This is a genomic window from Kitasatospora sp. NPDC042419 (genome assembly GCF_056437345.1).
Genome location: NZ_JBWKAW010000004.1, coordinates 19,900 through 38,936, shown reverse-complemented (window position 1 = coordinate 38,936; position 19,037 = coordinate 19,900). Strand labels below are relative to the sequence as shown.

The following is a 19,037-nucleotide window of genomic DNA, read 5'->3' as shown; positions in this document are numbered from 1 at the left end:
CCGGGGAAGGCCCCGGGAAGCCGCCGGGGAGGCCGTCGGAGAGTCGCCGGGAGGGTTCCCGGGGAAGCCGCCGGGGAGGTCGTCGAGGAGGGCAGCTGAGGAGGGCGCCGCACAGAACCGCCGCACAGAACCGCCCACGGCAGGCCGCGCGGAAAGCCGCGCAGAGACCCGCACAGAGCGCCGAGGAGGAGCGGCCGCACGCACGGGACGTCGGACCGGTCGGCTCCCCCTGCGCGATTCGACGCCGCCTACGATGGTGCGATGTCCGTAGACCCCGTGCGTTTCCCGCCCGAGCCCGTGCGCGAGGTGGAGACCTGGGTCCTCCGTCAGGCCGGCGGGTGCGGTGGCGGGGCCGCCGTCGCGACGGTCGACTTCGAGCCGGGCACCGGACCGGCCGGTTTCGAACTCGTCCTGCCGGGCGACGTCCGGTTCCGTTTCGGTGCCGCCGGCGGTGACGAGGACTACCGCCAGGTCTTCGCGCTCCTCGTCGCGTTCGACGAGGGCATGCGCGAGGTGCTGGCCGGGGACGAGCGGATCGCCGTCCACTGCCGGGCGGTCCTGCGGCGCATGGTCGTCCACCCCGTGGACTCCCATGACCGCGCGTTCCGCGAGGCCGGCAGGGTCGCGGCGCGGAGGGCCCTGGCCAGGGTCTTCGGCGCGTCCTGAGCCCGGCCCGCCCGCGCGAACCGCCACGACGCACCGCCACGGCGCACCGTCCGCGACGCACCACCCGGCAGCCCGTCGCACCGGCCGGAAATCCGTGTGCCCCGGCTCCGCAGCGCGTGTTACGGTCGTTCGTCCGGGCTCGGCCGAGCTCGGCCAGGGACCGTTCAGAGACAGGGAAGGTGAATTGTGGCCACGGTGACAGCGGCTGCGCACGTGCTGCGCGGCACCCCGAGTGTCCTCACCTCCCGGGTCCCGGTCTGACGTTCTCGCACGCTGGGACCCCTTCATCCCAAGGGTTTCCCCCATGTCTTCCTTCTCCTCCCCGTGGCACACCCGTGTCGAGGCGTCCTCCGACGTCCCGGCCGTCCGTGAGCTGACGCTGGCCGCGTTCGGCCGGCCGACGGAGGCCGACCTCCTCGACGCCCTGCGGGCCGACGAGGCGTGGATCGGCGATCTCTCCACCGTGGCCACCGACTCGTCCGGCACCGTGGTCGGCCACGTGGCCTTCACCCGTGCCTTCATCGGTGACGTCCCCGCCCTGGCCCTCGCCCCGGTCTCGGTCAGCCCCGACCGTCAGCGGTCCGGTGCCGGATCCGCCGTCGTCCGGGCCGCGCTGGACGCCGCCCGTGCGAAGGGCGAGCGGTTCGTGATCCTGCTCGGCCACCCGTCGTACTACCCGCGGTTCGGGTTCGGCCGGGCCTCGGCGCACGGGATCGTGCTCACCGTCGACGCGCCGGACGAGGCGTGGATGGCGCTGAGCCTGGACGCGGACCGCGACCCGCTGCCGTCCGGGACGGCCCGCTGGGCGGCGCCGTTCGGCATCGCCTAGCCGAGAACAATCGCCCCGGCACGTTTTCCCTCCAGATAGTTGGGATGGAAACCGTGCCGGGGCGCCACCGAGGATTCCGGTAGTCAGCTCGGGACCATTCCCCCTACCGGAGGGATCTCTCCTCGTGACAACAGCACGTACCGCACGCACTCTCCCCCGCCGGCGAGCCGCTCTCGGCACCGGCTTCGCCGCACTCCTCGCAGTCACCGGCCTCGGGCTCGGCGCGGCTCCCGCGCACGCGACTCCCCCGCCGGTGACCTGCAACCCGGATGTCGAGCACATCTGGGACGACATCACCACGGCCGTCATCACGCCGGTGATCACCGAGTTCTCCTCCTTCAACGTCGCTCCCGGAACGACCGGCCAGCAGACCAAGAAGCTCACCGAGATGACCTCGGTCACCACGAGCATCAACAACTCCGCGGAGTTCAGCGCCACCTACACGTCCACCCTGTCGAGCGTCGGCGCCAAGGTCGGGTTCCAGGTCGCCAACCAGCGGGCCAGCACCCGGACGACGGAGCTCACCCGGGTCGTCAACCTCAACGCGCCCGGCTTCTACGGGATCTACCGGGGCGTCCTGCGGGTCGACGGCGAGTGGTCCCGGTACCTCTGCGCCCGCTCCGGCCCGGGCAAGGGCTACTGGATCAACGCCAGCCAGTCCGGCACCGGCCAGTACACGACCTTCAGCTTCCCCGAGGAGGGGACGATCACCTGCGCACCGGCCGCGCCCGCGCGCACCGTCCGGGAGGCCGCCCAGAAGGAGCTCTGCAAGTAGGTGAGTTCCGCACGTCGTCGACCACCACGTTCGACCAGGAGGGGATGAACCATGGCACAGCACAGGAGCAGGGCCGCCCGCCGCATCGGCGCCGTCCTCGGCGCCACCGTCACCGTCGGCGCGCTGCTGACGGTCGGGGCTCCCGCCGCGTCAGCGGCGGACCCGATGGACGGCTACAGCTGCGAGGGCGGCGGGTACCGGATCCTCACCCCGCACACGTACGGCGACGACCGGATGGTGCTGCAGGTGTCGATGGAGCGGGGCGAGCACGGTTCGATCATCCAGGCGCCGTGGGACGGAGAGGCCGTCCAGCAGTGGCAGCTCTGCAGCCGGCCCGACCCCGCCCACCCGGGCAGCAGGTTCTACAAGCTGAAGGACCACGCACGCTGGTGGTGCCTGGCCGTCGACCGGGGCTACACCGACGACGGCACCTGGCTCCTCACCGAGGAGTGCAACTGGGAGTCGCGGGAGGTGTTCTGGAGCAAGCCGGTCCCGGGCACCGACCTGGTCGCGCTCCAGGCGCAGAACAGCAAGAGCTGGGTGACCGTCCAGGGCGGCTGGTGGTCGGCGCACGCCGTCCAGATGCAGTTCCAGGCCGACCTGTTCACCCTGCAGAAGGTCTGGTAGCCGAAGGGGGGAGCGAGGGACAGCGAGGGACAGCGAGGTCCTCCCGGCGCCGGGCAGCCGCCGGGAGGACCTCGCGCGAGGGACGGGTCCCTACTCGGGCGTGACCTCGGCCGGGGTCGCGGGCGCGACCTCGGCCGGGGTGCCGCCGGTCAGCTTGAGCAGCTCGTCGTAGCTCATCGGGACGACGGTGTGCGGGTGGCCGGCGGCGGCCCACAGCACCTCGTGGGCGGCGAGCGCGGTGTCGACGACGGTGCGCAGCGGCGCCGGGTGGCCGACGGGGGCGACGCCGCCGATGGCCTGGCCGGTGGCCTCGCGGACCTCGGCCGCGCCGGCCCGCTCGATCGGGCCGGTGCCGAGCTGCCGGGCCAGGTGCGCGGTGTCGACGCGGTGGGAGCCGCTGGTCATGACCAGCAGGGGCGCGCCGTCGCAGCGGAAGACGAGGCTGTTGGCGATGGCGCCGACCTCGCAGCCGAGGGCGGCGGCGGCCTCGGCTGCGGTGCGGGCGGAGTCGGGCAGGACACGGATCCCGCCGGGCAGGCCGGCTGCCGCGAGGGCGTCGGCGACCACCTGGCTGCGGGCGGGGAGGGAGGACGTCATCGCGCCATCCTGCCGGACGGCGGCTGGGCGTGCCCGCCCGCGCCCGACGGCGCCGAGGACGGCCCGGACGCCGGCGGTCAGGACGGAGGTGTCCCGCCCGACTCCCCAGACCACGTCGCCCCCCACCCGGGCCTCCACGTACGCGACGGCGTCGCTGTCGGGCCCGGTGCGGACGGCGTGCTCGGTGAAGCGGAGGATGTCGACGGGGTGTCCGGCCGCGCGGAGGGCCGCGGACACCGCGTCGAGCGGCCCGTTGCCCGTGCCCCGGTGCGTCGTGCCGTCGAGGGTGACCTCGGCCCAGTGCGCGCCGCCGTCCTCCCCCGTCCGCCATTCGGCGGGCAGCGCCCGGTCCAGGTAGGTGGCGCGGAACAGCGCGTACAGCTCGTCGGCGGTCACCTCGCGTCCGCTGTCGTCCGTGGACTCCTGGACCACCCGGGAGAACTCGATCTGGAGGCGGCGCGGCAGGTCGAGGCCGTGGCCGGCCTGGAGCAGGTAGGCGATGCCGCCCTTGCCGGACTGGCTGTTGACGCGGATCACCGCCTCGTAGTCGCGGCCGAGGTCGGCCGGGTCGATCGGCAGGTAGGGGACGTCCCACGGTGCCTCGCCGGGCGGGACGCCGAGGTCGGCGGCCGTCCTGGCGTGGTGGGCGAAGCCCTTCTTGATGGCGTCCTGGTGGGTGCCGGAGAAGGCGGTGTGGACGAGGTCGCCGACGTAGGGGTGGCGTTCGTGGACGGGCAGCCGGTTGCAGTGTTCGACGGTGCGCCGGATCTCGTCGATGTCGGAGAAGTCGACCATCGGGTCGACGCCCTGGGTGTACAGGTTCAGCGCGAGGGTCGACAGGTCGACATTGCCGGTCCGTTCGCCGTTGCCGAAGAGGCAGCCCTCGACCCGCTGGGCTCCGGCCAGGACGGCCAGTTCGGCGCAGGCGACGCCGGTGCCCCGGTCGTTGTGCGGGTGGACGGAGAGGATCACCGAGTCCCGCCGGGCCAGGTGCCGGTGCAGGTACTCGATCTGGTCGGCGTAGACGTTGGGGGTGGCGATCTCGACGGTGGCGGGCAGGTTGTGGATCACCGAGCGGTCGGGGCTCGCGTCCCAGAGCTCGGTGAGGCCGTCGCAGAGCTCCAGGACGTAGTCCGGCTCGGTCAGGTTGAAGACCTCGGGCGAGAACTGGAACCGCAGGCCGGGTCGGTCGCCGGCGCGCCGGGCCATGTGTTCGGCGGCGCCGGTGACCAGCGCCCGGACCTCCTCGCGGCTGCGGCCGAGGACGACGTCGCGCCAGACGGGGGCGGTCGCGGTGTAGAGGTGGACGACGACCCGCGGCAGTCCTTCGACGGACTCGAAGGTGCGGTCGATGAGGTCGGCGCGGGCGGCGGTGAAGACGACGACGGTCACGTCCTCGGGCACCGCGCCGGGGGTGGTGGCGAGGCGGCGGACGAAGTCGAAGTCGGTCCGGCTGGCGGAGGGGTAGCCGACCTCGATCTCCTTGAAGCCCATGGCCAGGAACAGGTCGAACATCCGCTGCTTGCGTGCCGGGTCCATCGGCTCGGCGAGTGCCTGGTTGCCGTCCCGCAGGTCGACGGGCACCCAGAGCGGGGCCTGTTCGATCCGCCGCGACGGCCAGGCGCGGTCGGCCGCCTCGGGCAGCGGGACGCGCTGGTGGGCGGGGCGGTAGCGGTGGAACGGCATGGCGCTGCCGCGCTGCGGGTTCCAGGCGGGGGATCCGGCCGGGACGGGGCCGGCGGGGGTGCGGAGGCCGGGGAACTGCGGGGCGGCGCTTGCGGCGTTGCCCGCTGCGTCGGCTACTGCGTCGGCTGTTTCGGTGCCTGCTGCGGTCACGGGAGGTGGTCCTTCGCTGCGCGGTCTCCGCGCGGTCGGTACCGGACGACGACCGGCAGCACGGCGACCCGCAGCGGGGTGCCGGTCTGGTCAGACCCCGCTGCGGCCCACGAGAAGGAGACTCCACGACTGCATGGCGGGTACCGTAACCACGATCCGGCGCGCGGGACAACTCGGTTCCGTGGAGCGGACATCGGGTCCCGGCCGGCGCGGCAGGCATCCCAGGGGCGCACCGAGGAGCGCACCGGGGGGCGCACTCGGGGGCGCACCGGGGGCACGATCGGGCACATCCCGGCCGGATCGGGGGCACGTTCGCGGACAGGACGCGGACGGCACGCGGACGGGAGGCGGACAGGTCACGGCCGGGCCACGAGCGGGTCGCGGGCGGTCCGCAGGAGCCGGTCGGCAGCCGTCCGCGGTGTTAACCGCACACTGACGCAATGTTAAGGACGTGTGTGTACGTCGTCCGAAGATCGAACGCGCTTTCACTCCTAACACACCGTATGACTAGTATCGCCTCGTCAAAAGCCCGTGCCCCGGACGGCCCGGCCCTCACGGTCCGGCCGCCAGCCCCAAGGAGTCAGCTCTGCGCGCGCGTGCGAATCGGCGGCCCCCGACGCCGAAGGCCCCCCGCAGGCGTCCGCGCCTGTCACTGCGGACGGCACTGCTCGTCCTCGCCCTCGTCCCCAGCCTCGCCATGGCCGTCCTCTGGGCGGTCACCAGCGGCGTGACCTTCTTCGACTTCCAGCGCCTGGCGGCCCAGGGACTGCTGGCGCAGAAGGCGGGACAGCCGTCCAACATCGTCTACTACAACCTCCAGGAGGAGCGCCGACTCAGCGCCGAGGCGCTCGCCAGGCCGGGCACCGTCACCGACCAGCTGAAGCGCCAGCGGCTGCTGACCGACGAGGCCGTCACGAAGTTCCAGACCCTGTCCGGCGAGACCGCCGACAGCGCGCCCACCGAGGTCCGCAACGCCGTCGCCGAAGCCCGCCGCGCGCTCGGCAGGCTGGCCGAGCAGCGGTCCGCGATCGACCGCGCCGCCGTCGACCAGCAGAGCGTCTACGCGTACTACACCGACCTGATCGCCGTCGACCTCCGGCTGTTCACCGCGCTCAGCCACGTCGACACCGGCGAGGTCACCTGGATCTCCAAGACCCTGGTCAACGCCTTCTGGGCCAAGGAGATGCTGGCCCGCGAGGACGCCATCCTGGCCCGCGGCTGGCCCTCCGGGAAGCTCAGCACCGCCGACTACCAGCTGCTCCAGCAGGCCATCGGCGCCCAGGACCACCTGTTCACCGTGCAGGTCGTCCCGTACGTGCCGGCCGGCGAGCAGGGCCTCTGGCAGCAGCTCGCCAACAGCGCCGCCTGGCAGGCCAAGGCCACCGTCGAGCAGGCGCTCAGCCGGCCGGCCGCCGCCGACGCCAGCGGCAGCATCCGGCTCCCGCAGCTCCAGGACCAGTGGCGGCAGGCCCTCGACCAGGTGAACCCGCAGCTGGTGAACGCCATCGAGGCGCGCACGGACGGCGTGGTGGAGGTCGGCAAGGGCTCGATCATCTCGCTGCTCACCCGCGTCGCGCTGACCGCCGTGATCGGCCTGGTCGCGGTCGTCGCGGTGGTCCTCACCAGCTGGCGGCTGACCCGCTCGCTGCGCCGCCGGATCAAGGAGCTCCAGGTCCAGGCCCAGGACCTGGAGCTGACCCTGCCCCAGGTGGTGGAGCGGCTGGCGCGGGGCGAGCTGGTGGACGTCGAGGCGGAGAGCCGGGCCATCACGGCCGGACCGCACTCCAACGGCACCGACGAGCTGGCGCAGCTCGGCCAGGCGCTCAACATGGCCCGCACCTCCGCGCTGGAGACCTCCGTCCAGCAGGCCGAGCAGCACCGCGGGTTCGAGCGGCTGCTCCAGCGGATCGCCCGCCGCACCCAGCTGCTGATCGGCCAGCAGCTGCGCAAGCTCGACGAGCTGGAGCGCAAGCACGAGGACCCGGAGGTCCTGGAGGGGCTGTTCGACCTCGACCACCTCACCGCGCGCCTGCGCCGCTACGAGGAGAACCTGGTCATCCTGGCCGGCGGGCAGCCGCAGCGGAAGTGGCGCAAGCCCGTCCCGCTGCTGGACGTGCTCCGCTCCGCCCAGGGCGAGGTGCAGGACTACCGCCGGATCATGCTGGACGTGGAGGGCCACCCGTGGCTCTCCGAGCGGGCGGTCGGGCCGGTGGCCCACGTGGTCGCCGAGCTGATGGAGAACGCGGCGACCTTCTCGAAGCCGCCCACGCCGGTCGACGTGCGGGCAGCCGTCGTCGGGCGCGGCCTGGCCATCGAGATCGAGGACCGCGGGCTCGGCATGGACCCGGACCAGTACGACGCGGCCAACGAACTGATGGTCAGCCCGCCCCGGATGGACGTGCTGGCCCGGGCCGACGACATCCGGCTCGGCTTCTACGTGGTCGCCCGGCTGGCGGCGAGCACCGGGATCAGGGTGGAGTTCCGGCCGTCGGCGTTCGGCGGCACCCGGGTGGTCGTGCTCGTCCCCGGCGAGCTGGTCATCGACGGGGACCCGGACCTGCCGGACGCCGCGCCGGTCGAGCCGATCCCGCTCGCGCGGCGCCAGCGCGGCGCGCACGGGAAGGCGGTGCTCGCCTCGGTGACGGAGATGCCGACCCAGCCGACCGCGGGGCCGGTGGTCCTGGTCGACGCGGAGGAGGAGCACGGGGCCGGCGACCCGGCGTTCGCCGGGGGCGACGCCTTCGGCGACGGCGGCGCCGCCGGGACCGGCACGGCCGGGAGCACCGCTCCCGCCGAGGACGGCGACTTCGCCGGCGACGGCGGCTTCACCGGGGGCCACGGCTACTCCGGCGGTCCGGCGTTCACCGACGACGACGTCCCGCCGGACACCGACTGGTTCACCGGCAACCCCCGGCCGGAGCCGGCCGAGGCGTTCGCGCTCGTCGAGTACGTGGCGCCGGCGGCCGAGACGGAGCAGCCGGTCGAGCACGGTTCGCCCGGCTACCCCGCCCCGGGGTACGGCACGCCCGGGTACGACGGCACCCAGGCCCACGGCACCCCGACCCACGGCACCCACGGCACCCACGACGGCTCCGTCCACGGCGCCCCCGAGGCCGCGGCCGCGCCGTACGACGCCCCCGCGTACCCGGACATCGCCTACGCGACCGTCACGCCCGACGAGGCCCCGTACGCCGACGAGCAGTACCGGCCGGCCGACCACTACCGGCTCGCCGAGCGCCGGGAGCGGCGCGAGTACACCTCGGCGATCCCGCTGAGCGCCCCGGAGGGCGGCCAGCCGCCGCTGCCGCAGCGCGTCCGGCAGGCCAGCCTGGCCGCCGAGCTGAGGGTCCCGCCGCAGCCCCCGTCCGGCCGCACCGACGGCCTTCCCGGCCTTCCCGGCCTCCCGGGCGGTACCGGCCAGGCCGAGCAGGCCGGGCAGGGCGCCCAGACCGGGCAGGGCGGTGCGGCGGGCCCGTTCCAGCGGCCGCCCCACCGGTCGGGCGCGACCATCGGCGCCTTCCAGCGCCAGTCCCGCGCCTCACGCGGCCACGCACCGGACCCGGACGGCGCCGCCCCCGAGTACCCGAACCCCCCGGCACCCCCCACCCCCGCCGGCCCCACCACTCCCGCACCGGGCCCGTCCCCCTGGGCCCTCCCCGCCGCGGATCCCCGAACCACGAGGACGGAAGAGCAGCCATGAACCGTACGATCGCCACCCACCAGGACCTGGACTGGCTGCTGGACGGACTCGTCGACTCGGTGGCCGGGACCAGAAGCGCCGTCCTGCTCTCCGACGACGGCCTGGTCGTCAGCCACTCGCGGACCATCGAGCGGTCGGACGCCGAGCGGCTGGCCGCCGTCGCCACCGGCCAGCAGAGCCTGGCCCGCGGCGTCGGCCAGCTCTTCGACGGCGGGCCGGTGCACCAGGTGATCGTCGAGCTGGCCGAGGTCTGGCTGTTCATCATCGCCGCCGCCCAGGGCACCCACCTGGCCGTGGTCGCCTCCCAGGAGGTGGACGCCGAGGTGATGTCGGTGGCCATGCACACGCTGGTGCAGCAGGTCGGCCAGAAGATGAGCACCCCCGCCCGCAACGAGTTCGACGCCTTCGCGGCCCGGAACCGGGGCTGAACCGCCGGTGAGCCCCCACTGGAGCGAGCCCGACGAGGACGACGACGAGGACTACGGCGCGGGCACGATGGTGCGCCCCTACACCATCACCCGCGGCCGGGTCGCGCCCGAGCGCGACGACCTCACCCTGATCACCCTGCTGACCACCGTCGACGACCCGGCGGCCGAGGCGCTGACCCGGGGCTCCCGGTCCGGGCCGCGCGCGCTGCAGCCCGAGCACCGGATGATCCTGGAGCGCTGCCGCCGCCCGGCCGCCGTCGCCGAGGTGTCCGCCGGTCTCGACCTGCCGGTCTCGGTCACCAAGATCCTGCTGGGCGATCTCATCTCGCAGGGCCTGCTGCTGGCCCGGCCGCCGCTCTCGGTGGCCCGGGCCAGCGGGGGCGTGGACCTCGGACTGCTGACGGCCGTACGCGAAGGACTCCGGAGACTCTGAACCATGGCACCGACCGCACCCCTCCCCTTCCCCGGACCGCACGCGGCGGGGCCGAACGGCCTCGCCGCCGGCGGCCCGGCCGCCCACGGCCCGGCGGCGGTCGCCCCCGCCGCCGTCAAGATCCTGATCGCCGGCGGCTTCGGCGTCGGCAAGACCACCCTGGTCGGCTCGGTCAGTGAGGTCGCGCCGCTGCGCACCGAGGAGCTGCTGACCCGCGCCAGCGTCGGCGTGGACGACCTGTCGGGCGTCGACAGCAAGGACACCACCACCGTCGCCCTGGACTTCGGCCGGATCACGGTCAATCCGGAGCTGGTGGTCTACCTGTTCGGCACGCCCGGCCAGGAACGGTTCTGGTTCATGTGGAACGACCTGGTGAACGGCGCGCTCGGCGGGATCGTCATCGCCGACACCCGCCGGCTGGACACCAGTTTCGCCTCGATCGACTTCTTCGAGAGCCGGGGCATCCCGTTCGTGGTGGCGATCAACTGCTTCCACGGTCACAACACCCGCAGCCCGGAGGAGATCCGGGCCGCCCTGGACCTCGACCCGCAGGTGCCGATGCTGCTCGGCGACGTCCGGGAGCGCGCGTACGGGCGGGACCTGCTGCTGGCCCTGGTCGACCATCTGATGGACCTCTCGGCGGCCGCACCGGTCAGCTGAAACGTTTCTCCGCCCCTCCACCCCTCCGCCCCTCCGGCCGGCAGCTCCGGCCCCTCCCCCGGCACCCCTGCCCGGCCCGGGCTCCGCGCCCCTCCTCCCGCTTCCCGTCCCCGCCCCCTCCCGCTTCCCCTTCCGCTTGGAGAACCCCGTCATGACCCCACCCCTGCGCGTACTCGTCCACGGCGGCGGCATCGGCGGCCTGACCGCGGCCATCGCCCTCACCCGGCGCGGCCACCGGGTCGACGTCGTGGAGCTGCGCGACGAGCTGGAGGCGCTCGGCGTCGGCATCATCCAGCCGTCCAACGCGCTGCACGTGATGCGCGAGATCGGCGTCCTGGACCAGTGCCTCGCGGCCGGATTCGAGTGGGAGGTGCTGACCATCTGCGACCCGGCCGGCGCCACCGTCGCGAAGATCCCGCAGCCCCGGATGGGCGACGCGCCGTCCAACAACGGCATCCCCCGGCCCGCCCTCGCCCGGCTGCTCGGCGAGGCCGCCACCGCCGCCGGGGTCGGCATCCGGTTCGGCACCACCATCACCGAACTCACCGACGAGGGCGAGGAGGTGGCGGTCACCCTGTCCGACGGGCAGAGCGGCCGCTACGACCTCGTGGTCGGCTTCGACGGCATCGGCTCGCCGCTGCGCAAGCGGCTCTACGGCGAGGCGTACGCGCCCGAGTACACCGGCTTCGCCAACTGGCGGGTCACCCTGCCGCGTTCGCCCGAGGTGCAGGGCGTGGTGATGTCGGCCGGCAACCTCAAGGCCAAGGCGCTGCTCACGCCGATCAGCGAGGACCTGATGTACCTGGGCTCGGTGTTCGCCGAGGCCGAGGACTTCCGGCCGGACGAGGAGCTCGCCCACGAGCAGCTGCGCGAGCGGCTGGCCGGCTTCGGCGGGCCGATCGCCGAGGCGCTGTCGCAGGTCACCGACCCGGCCGCGGTGGTCTACACCCGGATCTCCCAGGTCACCGTCGAGGAGCCCTGGCACGTCGGCCGGGTGGTGCTGGCCGGTGACGCCGCGCACGCGTCCACCCCGCACCTGGCCCAGGGCGCGGCGATGGCCGTCGAGGACGCGCTGGTGCTCGCCCAGAGCCTGGACGCCGCCGAGACCGTGCCGGCCGCGCTGGCCGCCTGGGAGGAGCGCCGCCGGCCGCGCGCGATGTGGGTGCAGGCGCTGTCCCGCGCCATCCTCAAGCAGGAGACCGGCACGCCGACCACCCCGGAGGAGGACGAGCTGCTGAAGGTCGGCATCCCGGGCGCCGCGCACGTCCTCGTCCAGCCGTACTGAGCGCCCCCGGTGCGGCCGGGCCCGGCCGCCTCGGCGTGAACGGCCCGTGAACTCCTGCCGCACGGCGGGCCCGTGGGCCGGCCCCGGGCGGACCCCTGAGCGGCCCGCGAGCGCCCGATGAGCGGCCGGCGGACGACCCGGCGTGAACGACCCCGGCCCGGCGCGGACTTGTGTCCGTGCCGGGCCGGGGACAGACTTGACGCCCGTCCGACAAAGAGGCCGACCGCCCGAGGGGTGACGGATGACGTCGTCGTCGCTGTTCCACATGCTCGACCTGCACGAGGCCGTGGAACGGGCCCGGCAACAGCCGGACGGGCGGCTGTTCGTCTCCGACTACAACGGCGGCCACCCCTTCGTCGCCGACTACCTCGGCGACCTCGCCCACACCCCGCCGTACCGGCTCGGCGACGTCACCCGCTACCCGGCGATCGACGAGGACCACGTGCTGCGCGCCAAGATCGCCCGGCTGCACGAGAGTTACGACGGTGAGCCGTGCTCCCCCGCCCAGGTCGTCCCGGCCGGCGGCTCCAGCGCCCTGCTCGCCACCTTCTGCACCTGGCTGCGGCTCACCGGCCACACCCGCGTCCACTACCTGCCGCCGGTCTACTACAAGTTCGCCTACCTCTTCCGGCGGTTCGGCATCGAGCCGGTCAAGCTCACCGAGGCACACGCCCACCAGCCCGGGTTCGACCTCCGGCTGCCCGACGAGCGGACCGTCCTGCTGCTCACCGACCCGGTCTGGTACACCGGCCGGCGCGTCCCCGCGCTCGTGCTCAAGCAACTCGCCGAATGGCAACTCGCCACCGGATCACTGGTGTTCGTCGACGGCACCTTCCAGTACATGCGCTGGGACGGCGGCCGCCGGGAGGACTCCGCCGCGCTGCCCGCCGACCACACGCTGCGGATGGTCTGCCCGACCAAGTACCTCTCCATCCACGGCTACCGCTGCGCCCACCTGCTCGTCCCCGAACCGCTGCGCGAACCGCTCGCCGAACTCCACCTCAACCTGCACGGCGACGTGACCATGGCCGACCGGCTGTTCGCCCACCGGGCCGCCGACCTGATGCTGATCGAGGGCAACCACCGGCTGCTCGACCACGTCCGCACCAGCCACCAGCGGCTCACCGCGGCGGGCGCCCTGGCCGCGCAGGAGCCCATCGACACCGGCTACTTCCTGTTCGCCCGGCCGAACGCCCCCGCCGGGCGGCTGCTCGCCCTGGACGGCCGGTACTTCGAACTCGCCGGCCTCCCCGGGTTCGTCCGGATCAACCTGCTCAACGAGGCGGCGCTGGAGGGCCTGGAGGCACTGGCGCGACCGGCCGCCCGGGAACTGCCGGAGAGGCCGGACGGGCTGAACGGATCGGACGGACCGGACGGACCGCCGGCCGTGTGACGGCCCGCCCGCCGGCGGCCTACCCGCCGACGGCGCGACCGGTGACGGCGTGCCGGCGCGTCCAGACCGCCGCCGAGATCCGGGCCACCAGCCGCGCCGCCGGATCGGCCTCCGCCTCGTCCGCCCCGGAGGCCAGCGGGCCGGTGTAGCAGACGGCCAGCAGGTACGGCGGGCAGTCGTCCGGGTGGACCAGGCCGACGCTGTGGCGCACCCCGGGGAACCAGCCGTTCTTGAACGCCACCCGGGTGCCGGGCGGCAGGCCGGCCGCGAGGTCGACCCGGAAGGCGTTGCGTTCCAGCAGGGCGAGCAACTCCGGTTCGCCGTCGAGGGACTGGAGGAGGCGGACCAGGTCGCGGGCGGTCACCCGGTTGTGCAGCCCGGCGTCGCGCGCCCGGTAGTCCTCGATGCCGCGCGGGCTGGAGCTGTGCGTGGCTCCCGCGCGGCGCCAGGCCTCCGCGACGGCGGCGTGGCCGGTGCGGGCGAGGCAGAGGTTGGTGGCGAGGTTGGAGGAGTGGGTGATCATCCGCTCGGCGAGCAGCCGGAGCGGGGCCGTCCGGCCGAGCAGGCTCCACGGGACGGGGTCGCTGTCCCAGTCCGGGTCGTTGCCGAACCCGCCGCCCACCGCGGAGGCGAAGGCGTTCTCGACCGGGACGTGGGCGTCCAGGTCCGCCCCGCTGCGGTGGAGCGCGGCCAGCACGGCCACCTTCATCGTGCTCGCCGCGTCGTGCGGCTCGTCCCCGGCCCGCACGAACACCGGATCACCGCCCCAGGGGGCCACCACCACGGACAACATGGTCGGCTCCGTTCCCGGCCGCGGGGGCCGCGAAACCGGAGTCGCGCCGGGGCGACCCGGGCGGCGGCGGTGTCGGCGTCCGCCGGTCCGGGCCCGGCGCAGCGCCGGACCGGTCAGGTCGCGCCGGGCCGGTCACGCCGGTCGGGCCCGGGTCAGCCCCGGTGGTGGTGGCCGTGCCGGGGCAGCTTCGGAGTCAGCCGGGCCGCCGGGTGGGCGCCGGTGTCGAGCGCTTCCGTCCGTGTCTGGTGGGCGAGTTCGGCGAGGTAGTGGGCGCGGGGGGCGGGGGTGGCGCCGAGGGTGCGGACGTGCGGGGAGTCCCACTGGGCGTCGAGCAGGCGACCGCCGGCGGCGGCGAAGCGGGCGGCGAGGTCGGCGACGGCGACGCGGGCGGCGTCGGGGCGGCGGTGGAACATCGAGTCGAGGCTGAGCACGGGGCCGGTCACGATGCCGAAGACGCCGCCGACCAGTTCCTCCCCCTCCCACACCTCGGCGCTGTGGGCCGCGCCGAGCCGGTGCAGCCGGGCCAGGGCGTCCTGCAGCCCCGCGGTGAGCCAGGGGGGTTCGCGTCCCTCGGCGCAGGCGGCGAGGACCTCCTCGAAGGCCCGGTCGGCGGTGGTCCACCAGCCCAGGCGGTTGCGGAGCAGCCGGGCGAGCTTGCGCCCGAGGCGGACCTGCTGCGGGGCGATCACCGGGCGCGGGTCGGGCGACCACCAGGCGAGCGCGTACGGGTCCTGGTGGTCGGGGCCCGGCAGCAGCGCCACCTCCCCGGCCGCGACCGCGTCCTCGTACCGGGCCTCGTTGAAGGCGCTCGCGTACTCGTCGGCGGCCGGCAGCGGGAACAGCCCGCGCCGGTAGGCGGCCAGGACCGTCTCCGGTTCCAGCGTGCCGCCGAACGCGGCCGGGCCGTCGGCGGGCGCCCGCTCGACGTCGACGGCGTCGAACGGGCCCGTCTCCGCCGGGAGTCCGGTTCCCCGGCCGGGGTCCGCCGCCGTCACCGCGCCGCCCCCAGCGGCGGGGTCAGGAAGCCTTCGGCGGTCAGCTGCGCCAGGTAGAGGTCCAGCAGTTCGGCGTCCACCGCGGGCAGCCGGATGCCGCTGCCGGCGAGGGCGTGGTCGGTGTTGGCCCGGTCGAAGAGCGGGAAGGTCGGGCGGAAGTACATCTCGCTGATGGAGAGTTCGGTGCCCGGGGCGCGGTCGACGAAGAGCGGCACGAACGGGGTGATCGGGTGGGTCGGGTGGCCGGCGGCGAACCGGACGAGTTCCTGGACCCACTCGTCGTAGGGGACCTCGTCCACCGGGTAGCCGCGCGCGCGGAGCCGGTCGGCGAGGTCGGCGAGGCCTGCCGGCCGGGGTGAAGTGATGTGGTAGACCTCGCCGTTGGCGGGCGCGTGGGCGACGATGTGGGCGACGGCACGGCTGAACCGGTCGGCCGGGACGAAGTCGAGCGGCAGCCGGACGTCCGGGTAGCTCCCGCTCTCCGCGAAGTACTTGATCAGCGCGCAGAGTTCGGTGCCGGTGTTCATCACGCCGCCCGCGAGGTCCCCGGTGACGTCGTTGGTGCGCATCACGGTGACCGGCAGCCCGGCCGCCGCGGCGTTGTGCAGCAGCCGTTCGGCCACCCACTTGCTCTCCACGTAGCCGACCGCGAGCTTGTCGGGGTGGGCCAGCGGGGTCCGTTCGGTGACCTCGCGGACGCCGGCCGGGCCGAATCCGGCGAGCACGGCGAGGGTGGAGAGGTAGTGGACGGGTACGCCGCGCGAGTGCCCGGCGAGCCGGACCACCTCGCGGGTGCCGCCGACGTTGGGGCCGCGCAACTGGTGGTACGGATAGATGAAGTTGACCTGCCCGCCGAGGTGGTGGATCGCGTCGAGGCTGCCGGCCAGCTCCTCGAACCGGTGCTGGGTGAGGCCGAGCAGCGGTTCGGCGAGGTCGCCGACGAGCGGGACCACCCGGCGGTCGGCGAGGTCGTGCCGGAGGAAGCGTTGCTGGGCGGCGCGGATGCGTTCCAGGGCGTGTTCCTCGTCCGGGGCGCGGACGAGGCAGTGGATGCGGGCTCCGGTGGCGTGCAGCAGCGTGTCGAGGAGGTGGGCGCCGCAGAAGCCGGTGGCGCCGGTGAGCAGGATCTCGGCGGGTTCGGCGCGGGAGGGCGCAGGGTGCCAGGACTGGCGGACGGGCGTGTCGAGCCGGGCTTCGGCGGTCCAGTCCACGGTGGTGCGGCCGGTGCCGCTCCCGGGCCGGCCGTCGCTCCCGCCGGTCCCGCCGGGGCCGCCGGGGTCGTCGTGGCCGGCGCGGGCGGCCCGGGTGGCGTCGGCGAAGGCGCGCAGGGTGGCGTCGCGGAGCAGCGAGCGGGTGAGCCGGCGGATCCGGGTGACCTCGATGCCGAACATGATGCGGGCCCGGGCGAGCATCTCCATGGCGAGCAGGGAGTTGCCGCCGAGGTCGAAGAAGTCGTCGCCGGGGCCGACCTGTTCGACGCGCAGGAGTTCGGACCAGAGGTGGGCGATGCCGGTCTCGACGGCGTCGGCGGCGCCACCGCCCGCCGCGGTTCCGCCGTTCGCGCGGCGGCCGTTCACGCCGCCGCCCGCACTGCCGTCCGTACCTCCGGTCGCGCGGCCGCCGTCGGCGGACACCTGCGGTCCCTCGGCGGGCTCCTCCGGGCCTTCGCCGTCGCGGCGCTGCAACTGCGGCCGGGTGTGCGGAAGTCGGCGCCGGTCGATCTTTCCGGCGGGGGTGAGCGGCATGGAGTCGAGCAGCACGAACTCGGCGGGGACCATGAAGTCCGGGAGCCGTTCGGCCAGGTAGGCGCGGATCTCGCGGCGCCGGGCGCGGGCGCCGGACGCGCCGCGGTCGCCGAGCGTGTAGTAGGCGGTGAGGACGTGGGCGCCGTCGTCGCTGTCGTCGGCGGCTACCCGGGCCTGCCGGACGTCGGGGTGGGCGGCGAGGACGGACTCGATCTCGGTGGGGTCGACGCGGTAGCCGCGGACCTTCACCTGGTCGTCGAAGCGGCCGAGGATCTCCAGCAGGCCGTCGGCGCGCCAGCGGCCCGCGTCGCCGGTGCGGTACATGCGTTCGCCGGGGACGGCCGCGTAGGGGTCGGGCAGGAAGGCCTCGGCGGTGAGGCCGGGTGACTTCCAGTAGCCGCGGGCGAGTCCGGGCCCGCCGAGGTAGATCGCGCCCTTCTCACCGGGCCGGACGGGGCTGAGCCGGGCGTCCAGGACGTGCACCCGCACGCCGGGCAGCGGCCGGCCGATCGGGACGGGCGCGGCGACGCCGCCGGGGTGCCGGACGGACGGCGCCTGCCTGCCCGAAGGCGGCTGCCGGTCGGACCGCGCCTGCCCGTCGGGGGCCGGGGACCCGTCCGCCGTCGGGGACCCGTCCGCCACCGGGGGCCGGGCCGGTACCGGGGGCCGGGCCGACGACGGGTGGGGGGCGGCCCCGTGGATGCCGGCGGCCAGCACCTCGGGGGTGACCTCGCAGAGGGTGGAGGTGACCGCGGCCTCGGTCACGCCGTACGCGTTGACCAGCCGGACGCCGGGCAGCCGGTCCAGGCAGGTCCGGCAGTCGTCGGCGTGCACGGTGTCGCCGCCGACGACGACCAGGCGCAGCCCTTCGGGCGCGGGCCCGCCGGCGGGGAGCAGCCCGAGCACGTGGTGCCAGTAGGCGGGGGTGAGGTCGGCGACGGTGAGGGCCAGTTCGCGCATCCGGTGGACGAGTTCGGTGGGTGCCCAGGTGCGGGCGCCGCCGAGGACGAGGGTGGAGCCGGCGGCGAGGGCGGCGAAGACCTGTTCCAGCGAGGTGTCGAAGCCGATGGCGGCGAGCTGCAGCACGCGGTCCCGGGGGGTGAGTCCGTAGGCGTCGATGACCCGGTCCAGGGTGAAGACCAGGGAGCGGTGGGTGACCGGGACGCCCTTGGGGGTACCGGTGGTCCCGGAGGTGTAGATCAGGTAGGCGAGGTCGTCCGGGACGGTGAGGTCCTCGGGTACGGCCGGGCCCTCGGGCCCCGCGACCTCCCCGGGCCCCGCCGAGCCGGTGGCGTCGGCCCCCAGCACCTGCACGCCGGGGAACTCCCGCCCCTCCTCCGCGACGACCACGTCCGCCCCGCAGTCCTCGACCAGCGCGGCCAGCCGCCGCTCCGGGTGGACCGGGTCCAGGGGCAGGAACGCGCCGCCGGCCTTGAGGACGCCGAGCCAGGCGGTCACCAGGTCGGCGCCGCGCTCCAGGCAGACGGGGACGACCCGCTCGGCCCGCACGCCTCGGGCGCGCAGGGCGGCGGCCAGCCGGTCGCTGCGGTGGTCGAGCTCACGGTAGGTGAGGGTGTCGCCCTCGTCGGTGAGGAGGGCGAGGGCGTCGGGATCGTGCGCGGCGCGGGCCCGGAACAGTCCGTGCACGGTGTCGGTGAAGCCCGCGCGGGCCGGTGCGCGGGCGGCGTCGGGGCCGTCCGCCCGGTGACCGTCCGCCCCGGTTCCGGCGGAACCGGCCCCGGCGGAGCCCTCCCCGGCGCCCTCCGGCCCGGAACCCTCCGGCCCGGAACCGTCCGGCCCGTGGCCGGCCAGGCCGAGCCCGGCCCAGCGCCACTCGCGTTCGACGTAGGCGCGGCACTCCTCATGCCGGGCGGGCCCGAACACGGTGCGCCATCCGCTGGGTACCGTGAAGTCACCGGGCCAGATCGTATACTGACCGTCTTGATTGCAGAGCACGGCGTGACGCCCGGAGTTCGCCTCCGAGCGCGCGCCCCGCGCGCTGTCTGCTGCATCATCCACCGGCTTGACCTCGTGCTGTGGCGGCAGAATGCTGGGAGGTGCGACATTTCCGACTATACGCACTCACGGCTCATTTCAAACGTCCGACCGAATGCCGCTCGGACGCTCGTGAGCCCCTGCCCGAAAGACCGGAAAGGCCCCGAAGACCCTCCGCCCGTCACCGCGGGTGACCGCTCACGGGCGGCCCGACCGCCCCGTCCTCGCCCGAACTCCCCCGCCCGACCGGCGGGGTGATGTCGTGGAGGAGGTAGCCCCG

General features: G+C 74.6%; 14 protein-coding genes and 1 pseudogene. 10 read left to right on the top strand and 5 right to left on the bottom strand.

Going from position 1 to position 19,037, the window contains the following annotated elements:
• Window positions 1-261: 261 nt before the first annotated feature.
• The 4 genes from AC067J_RS10035 (at window position 262) to AC067J_RS10020 (ending at window position 2,897) form a co-directional block, all read left to right on the top strand.
• Complete coding sequence (locus AC067J_RS10035) at window positions 262-666, top strand: hypothetical protein (protein ID WP_478297445.1); 405 nt, start codon at window positions 262-264, stop codon at window positions 664-666.
• A 304-nt stretch (window positions 667-970) separates the two neighbouring features.
• Window positions 971-1,495 (top strand): GNAT family N-acetyltransferase, encoded by a 525-nt coding sequence (locus tag AC067J_RS10030; protein ID WP_478297443.1) that lies wholly within the window; start codon window positions 971-973, stop codon window positions 1,493-1,495.
• A gap of 124 nt (window positions 1,496-1,619) precedes the next feature.
• Complete coding sequence (locus AC067J_RS10025; RefSeq protein WP_478297441.1) at window positions 1,620-2,270, top strand: hypothetical protein; 651 nt, start codon at window positions 1,620-1,622, stop codon at window positions 2,268-2,270.
• 51 nt (window positions 2,271-2,321) lie between these two features.
• Window positions 2,322-2,897 (top strand): RICIN domain-containing protein, encoded by a 576-nt coding sequence (locus AC067J_RS10020; RefSeq protein WP_478297439.1) that lies wholly within the window; start codon window positions 2,322-2,324, stop codon window positions 2,895-2,897.
• Between the two features lie 90 nt (window positions 2,898-2,987).
• Here AC067J_RS10020 and AC067J_RS10015 read toward each other — a convergent pair whose 3' ends face one another.
• Window positions 2,988-3,494, bottom strand: a complete 507-nt coding sequence (locus AC067J_RS10015; RefSeq protein ID WP_478298155.1) for a YbaK/EbsC family protein — start codon at window positions 3,492-3,494, stop codon at window positions 2,988-2,990.
• Between the two features lie 30 nt (window positions 3,495-3,524).
• Window positions 3,525-5,180, bottom strand: a pseudogene (locus AC067J_RS10010) (2-isopropylmalate synthase); the annotation flags it as partial.
• Between the two features lie 847 nt (window positions 5,181-6,027).
• Here AC067J_RS10010 and AC067J_RS10005 point away from each other — a divergent pair.
• The 6 genes from AC067J_RS10005 to AC067J_RS09980 all read left to right on the top strand — a co-directional run bounded on the left by AC067J_RS10005 (window position 6,028) and on the right by AC067J_RS09980 (window position 13,229).
• On the top strand, window positions 6,028-9,030 hold the full coding sequence (locus tag AC067J_RS10005) for a sensor histidine kinase (protein WP_478297437.1): 3,003 nt from the start codon (window positions 6,028-6,030) through the stop codon (window positions 9,028-9,030).
• Complete coding sequence (locus tag AC067J_RS10000; RefSeq protein ID WP_329878284.1) at window positions 9,027-9,458, top strand: roadblock/LC7 domain-containing protein; 432 nt, start codon at window positions 9,027-9,029, stop codon at window positions 9,456-9,458. Before AC067J_RS10005 ends, AC067J_RS10000 begins: the two co-directional genes overlap by 4 nt.
• A 7-nt stretch (window positions 9,459-9,465) precedes the next feature.
• Window positions 9,466-9,891 (top strand): DUF742 domain-containing protein, encoded by a 426-nt coding sequence (locus AC067J_RS09995; RefSeq protein WP_478297435.1) that lies wholly within the window; start codon window positions 9,466-9,468, stop codon window positions 9,889-9,891.
• A gap of 3 nt (window positions 9,892-9,894) precedes the next feature.
• Window positions 9,895-10,551, top strand: coding sequence for a GTP-binding protein (locus tag AC067J_RS09990; protein WP_478297433.1), 657 nt, complete (start codon window positions 9,895-9,897; stop codon window positions 10,549-10,551).
• 151 nt (window positions 10,552-10,702) lie between these two features.
• A complete protein-coding gene (locus tag AC067J_RS09985) occupies window positions 10,703-11,836 on the top strand; it encodes an FAD-dependent monooxygenase (RefSeq protein WP_478297431.1) in 1,134 nt (377 codons plus the stop codon).
• A gap of 241 nt (window positions 11,837-12,077) precedes the next feature.
• Complete coding sequence (locus AC067J_RS09980; protein WP_478297429.1) at window positions 12,078-13,229, top strand: aminotransferase class I/II-fold pyridoxal phosphate-dependent enzyme; 1,152 nt, start codon at window positions 12,078-12,080, stop codon at window positions 13,227-13,229.
• A 19-nt stretch (window positions 13,230-13,248) separates the two neighbouring features.
• On the opposite strand, the gene AC067J_RS09975 is transcribed toward AC067J_RS09980, so the two are convergent.
• From AC067J_RS09975 to AC067J_RS09965, 3 genes are all read right to left on the bottom strand, one after another.
• Window positions 13,249-14,022, bottom strand: a complete 774-nt coding sequence (locus AC067J_RS09975) for a serine hydrolase (RefSeq protein ID WP_478297427.1) — start codon at window positions 14,020-14,022, stop codon at window positions 13,249-13,251.
• A 152-nt stretch (window positions 14,023-14,174) separates the two neighbouring features.
• Entirely contained in the window at window positions 14,175-15,017 is an 843-nt protein-coding gene (locus AC067J_RS09970; protein WP_478297425.1) for a leucyl/phenylalanyl-tRNA--protein transferase, read from the bottom strand.
• The gene (locus AC067J_RS09965; protein ID WP_478297423.1) at window positions 15,014-18,781 is read right to left on the bottom strand and encodes a thioester reductase domain-containing protein; all 3,768 of its coding nucleotides are present in this window, start codon (window positions 18,779-18,781) and stop codon (window positions 15,014-15,016) included. Before AC067J_RS09965 ends, AC067J_RS09970 begins: the two co-directional genes overlap by 4 nt.
• Window positions 18,782-19,037 lie beyond the last annotated feature (256 nt).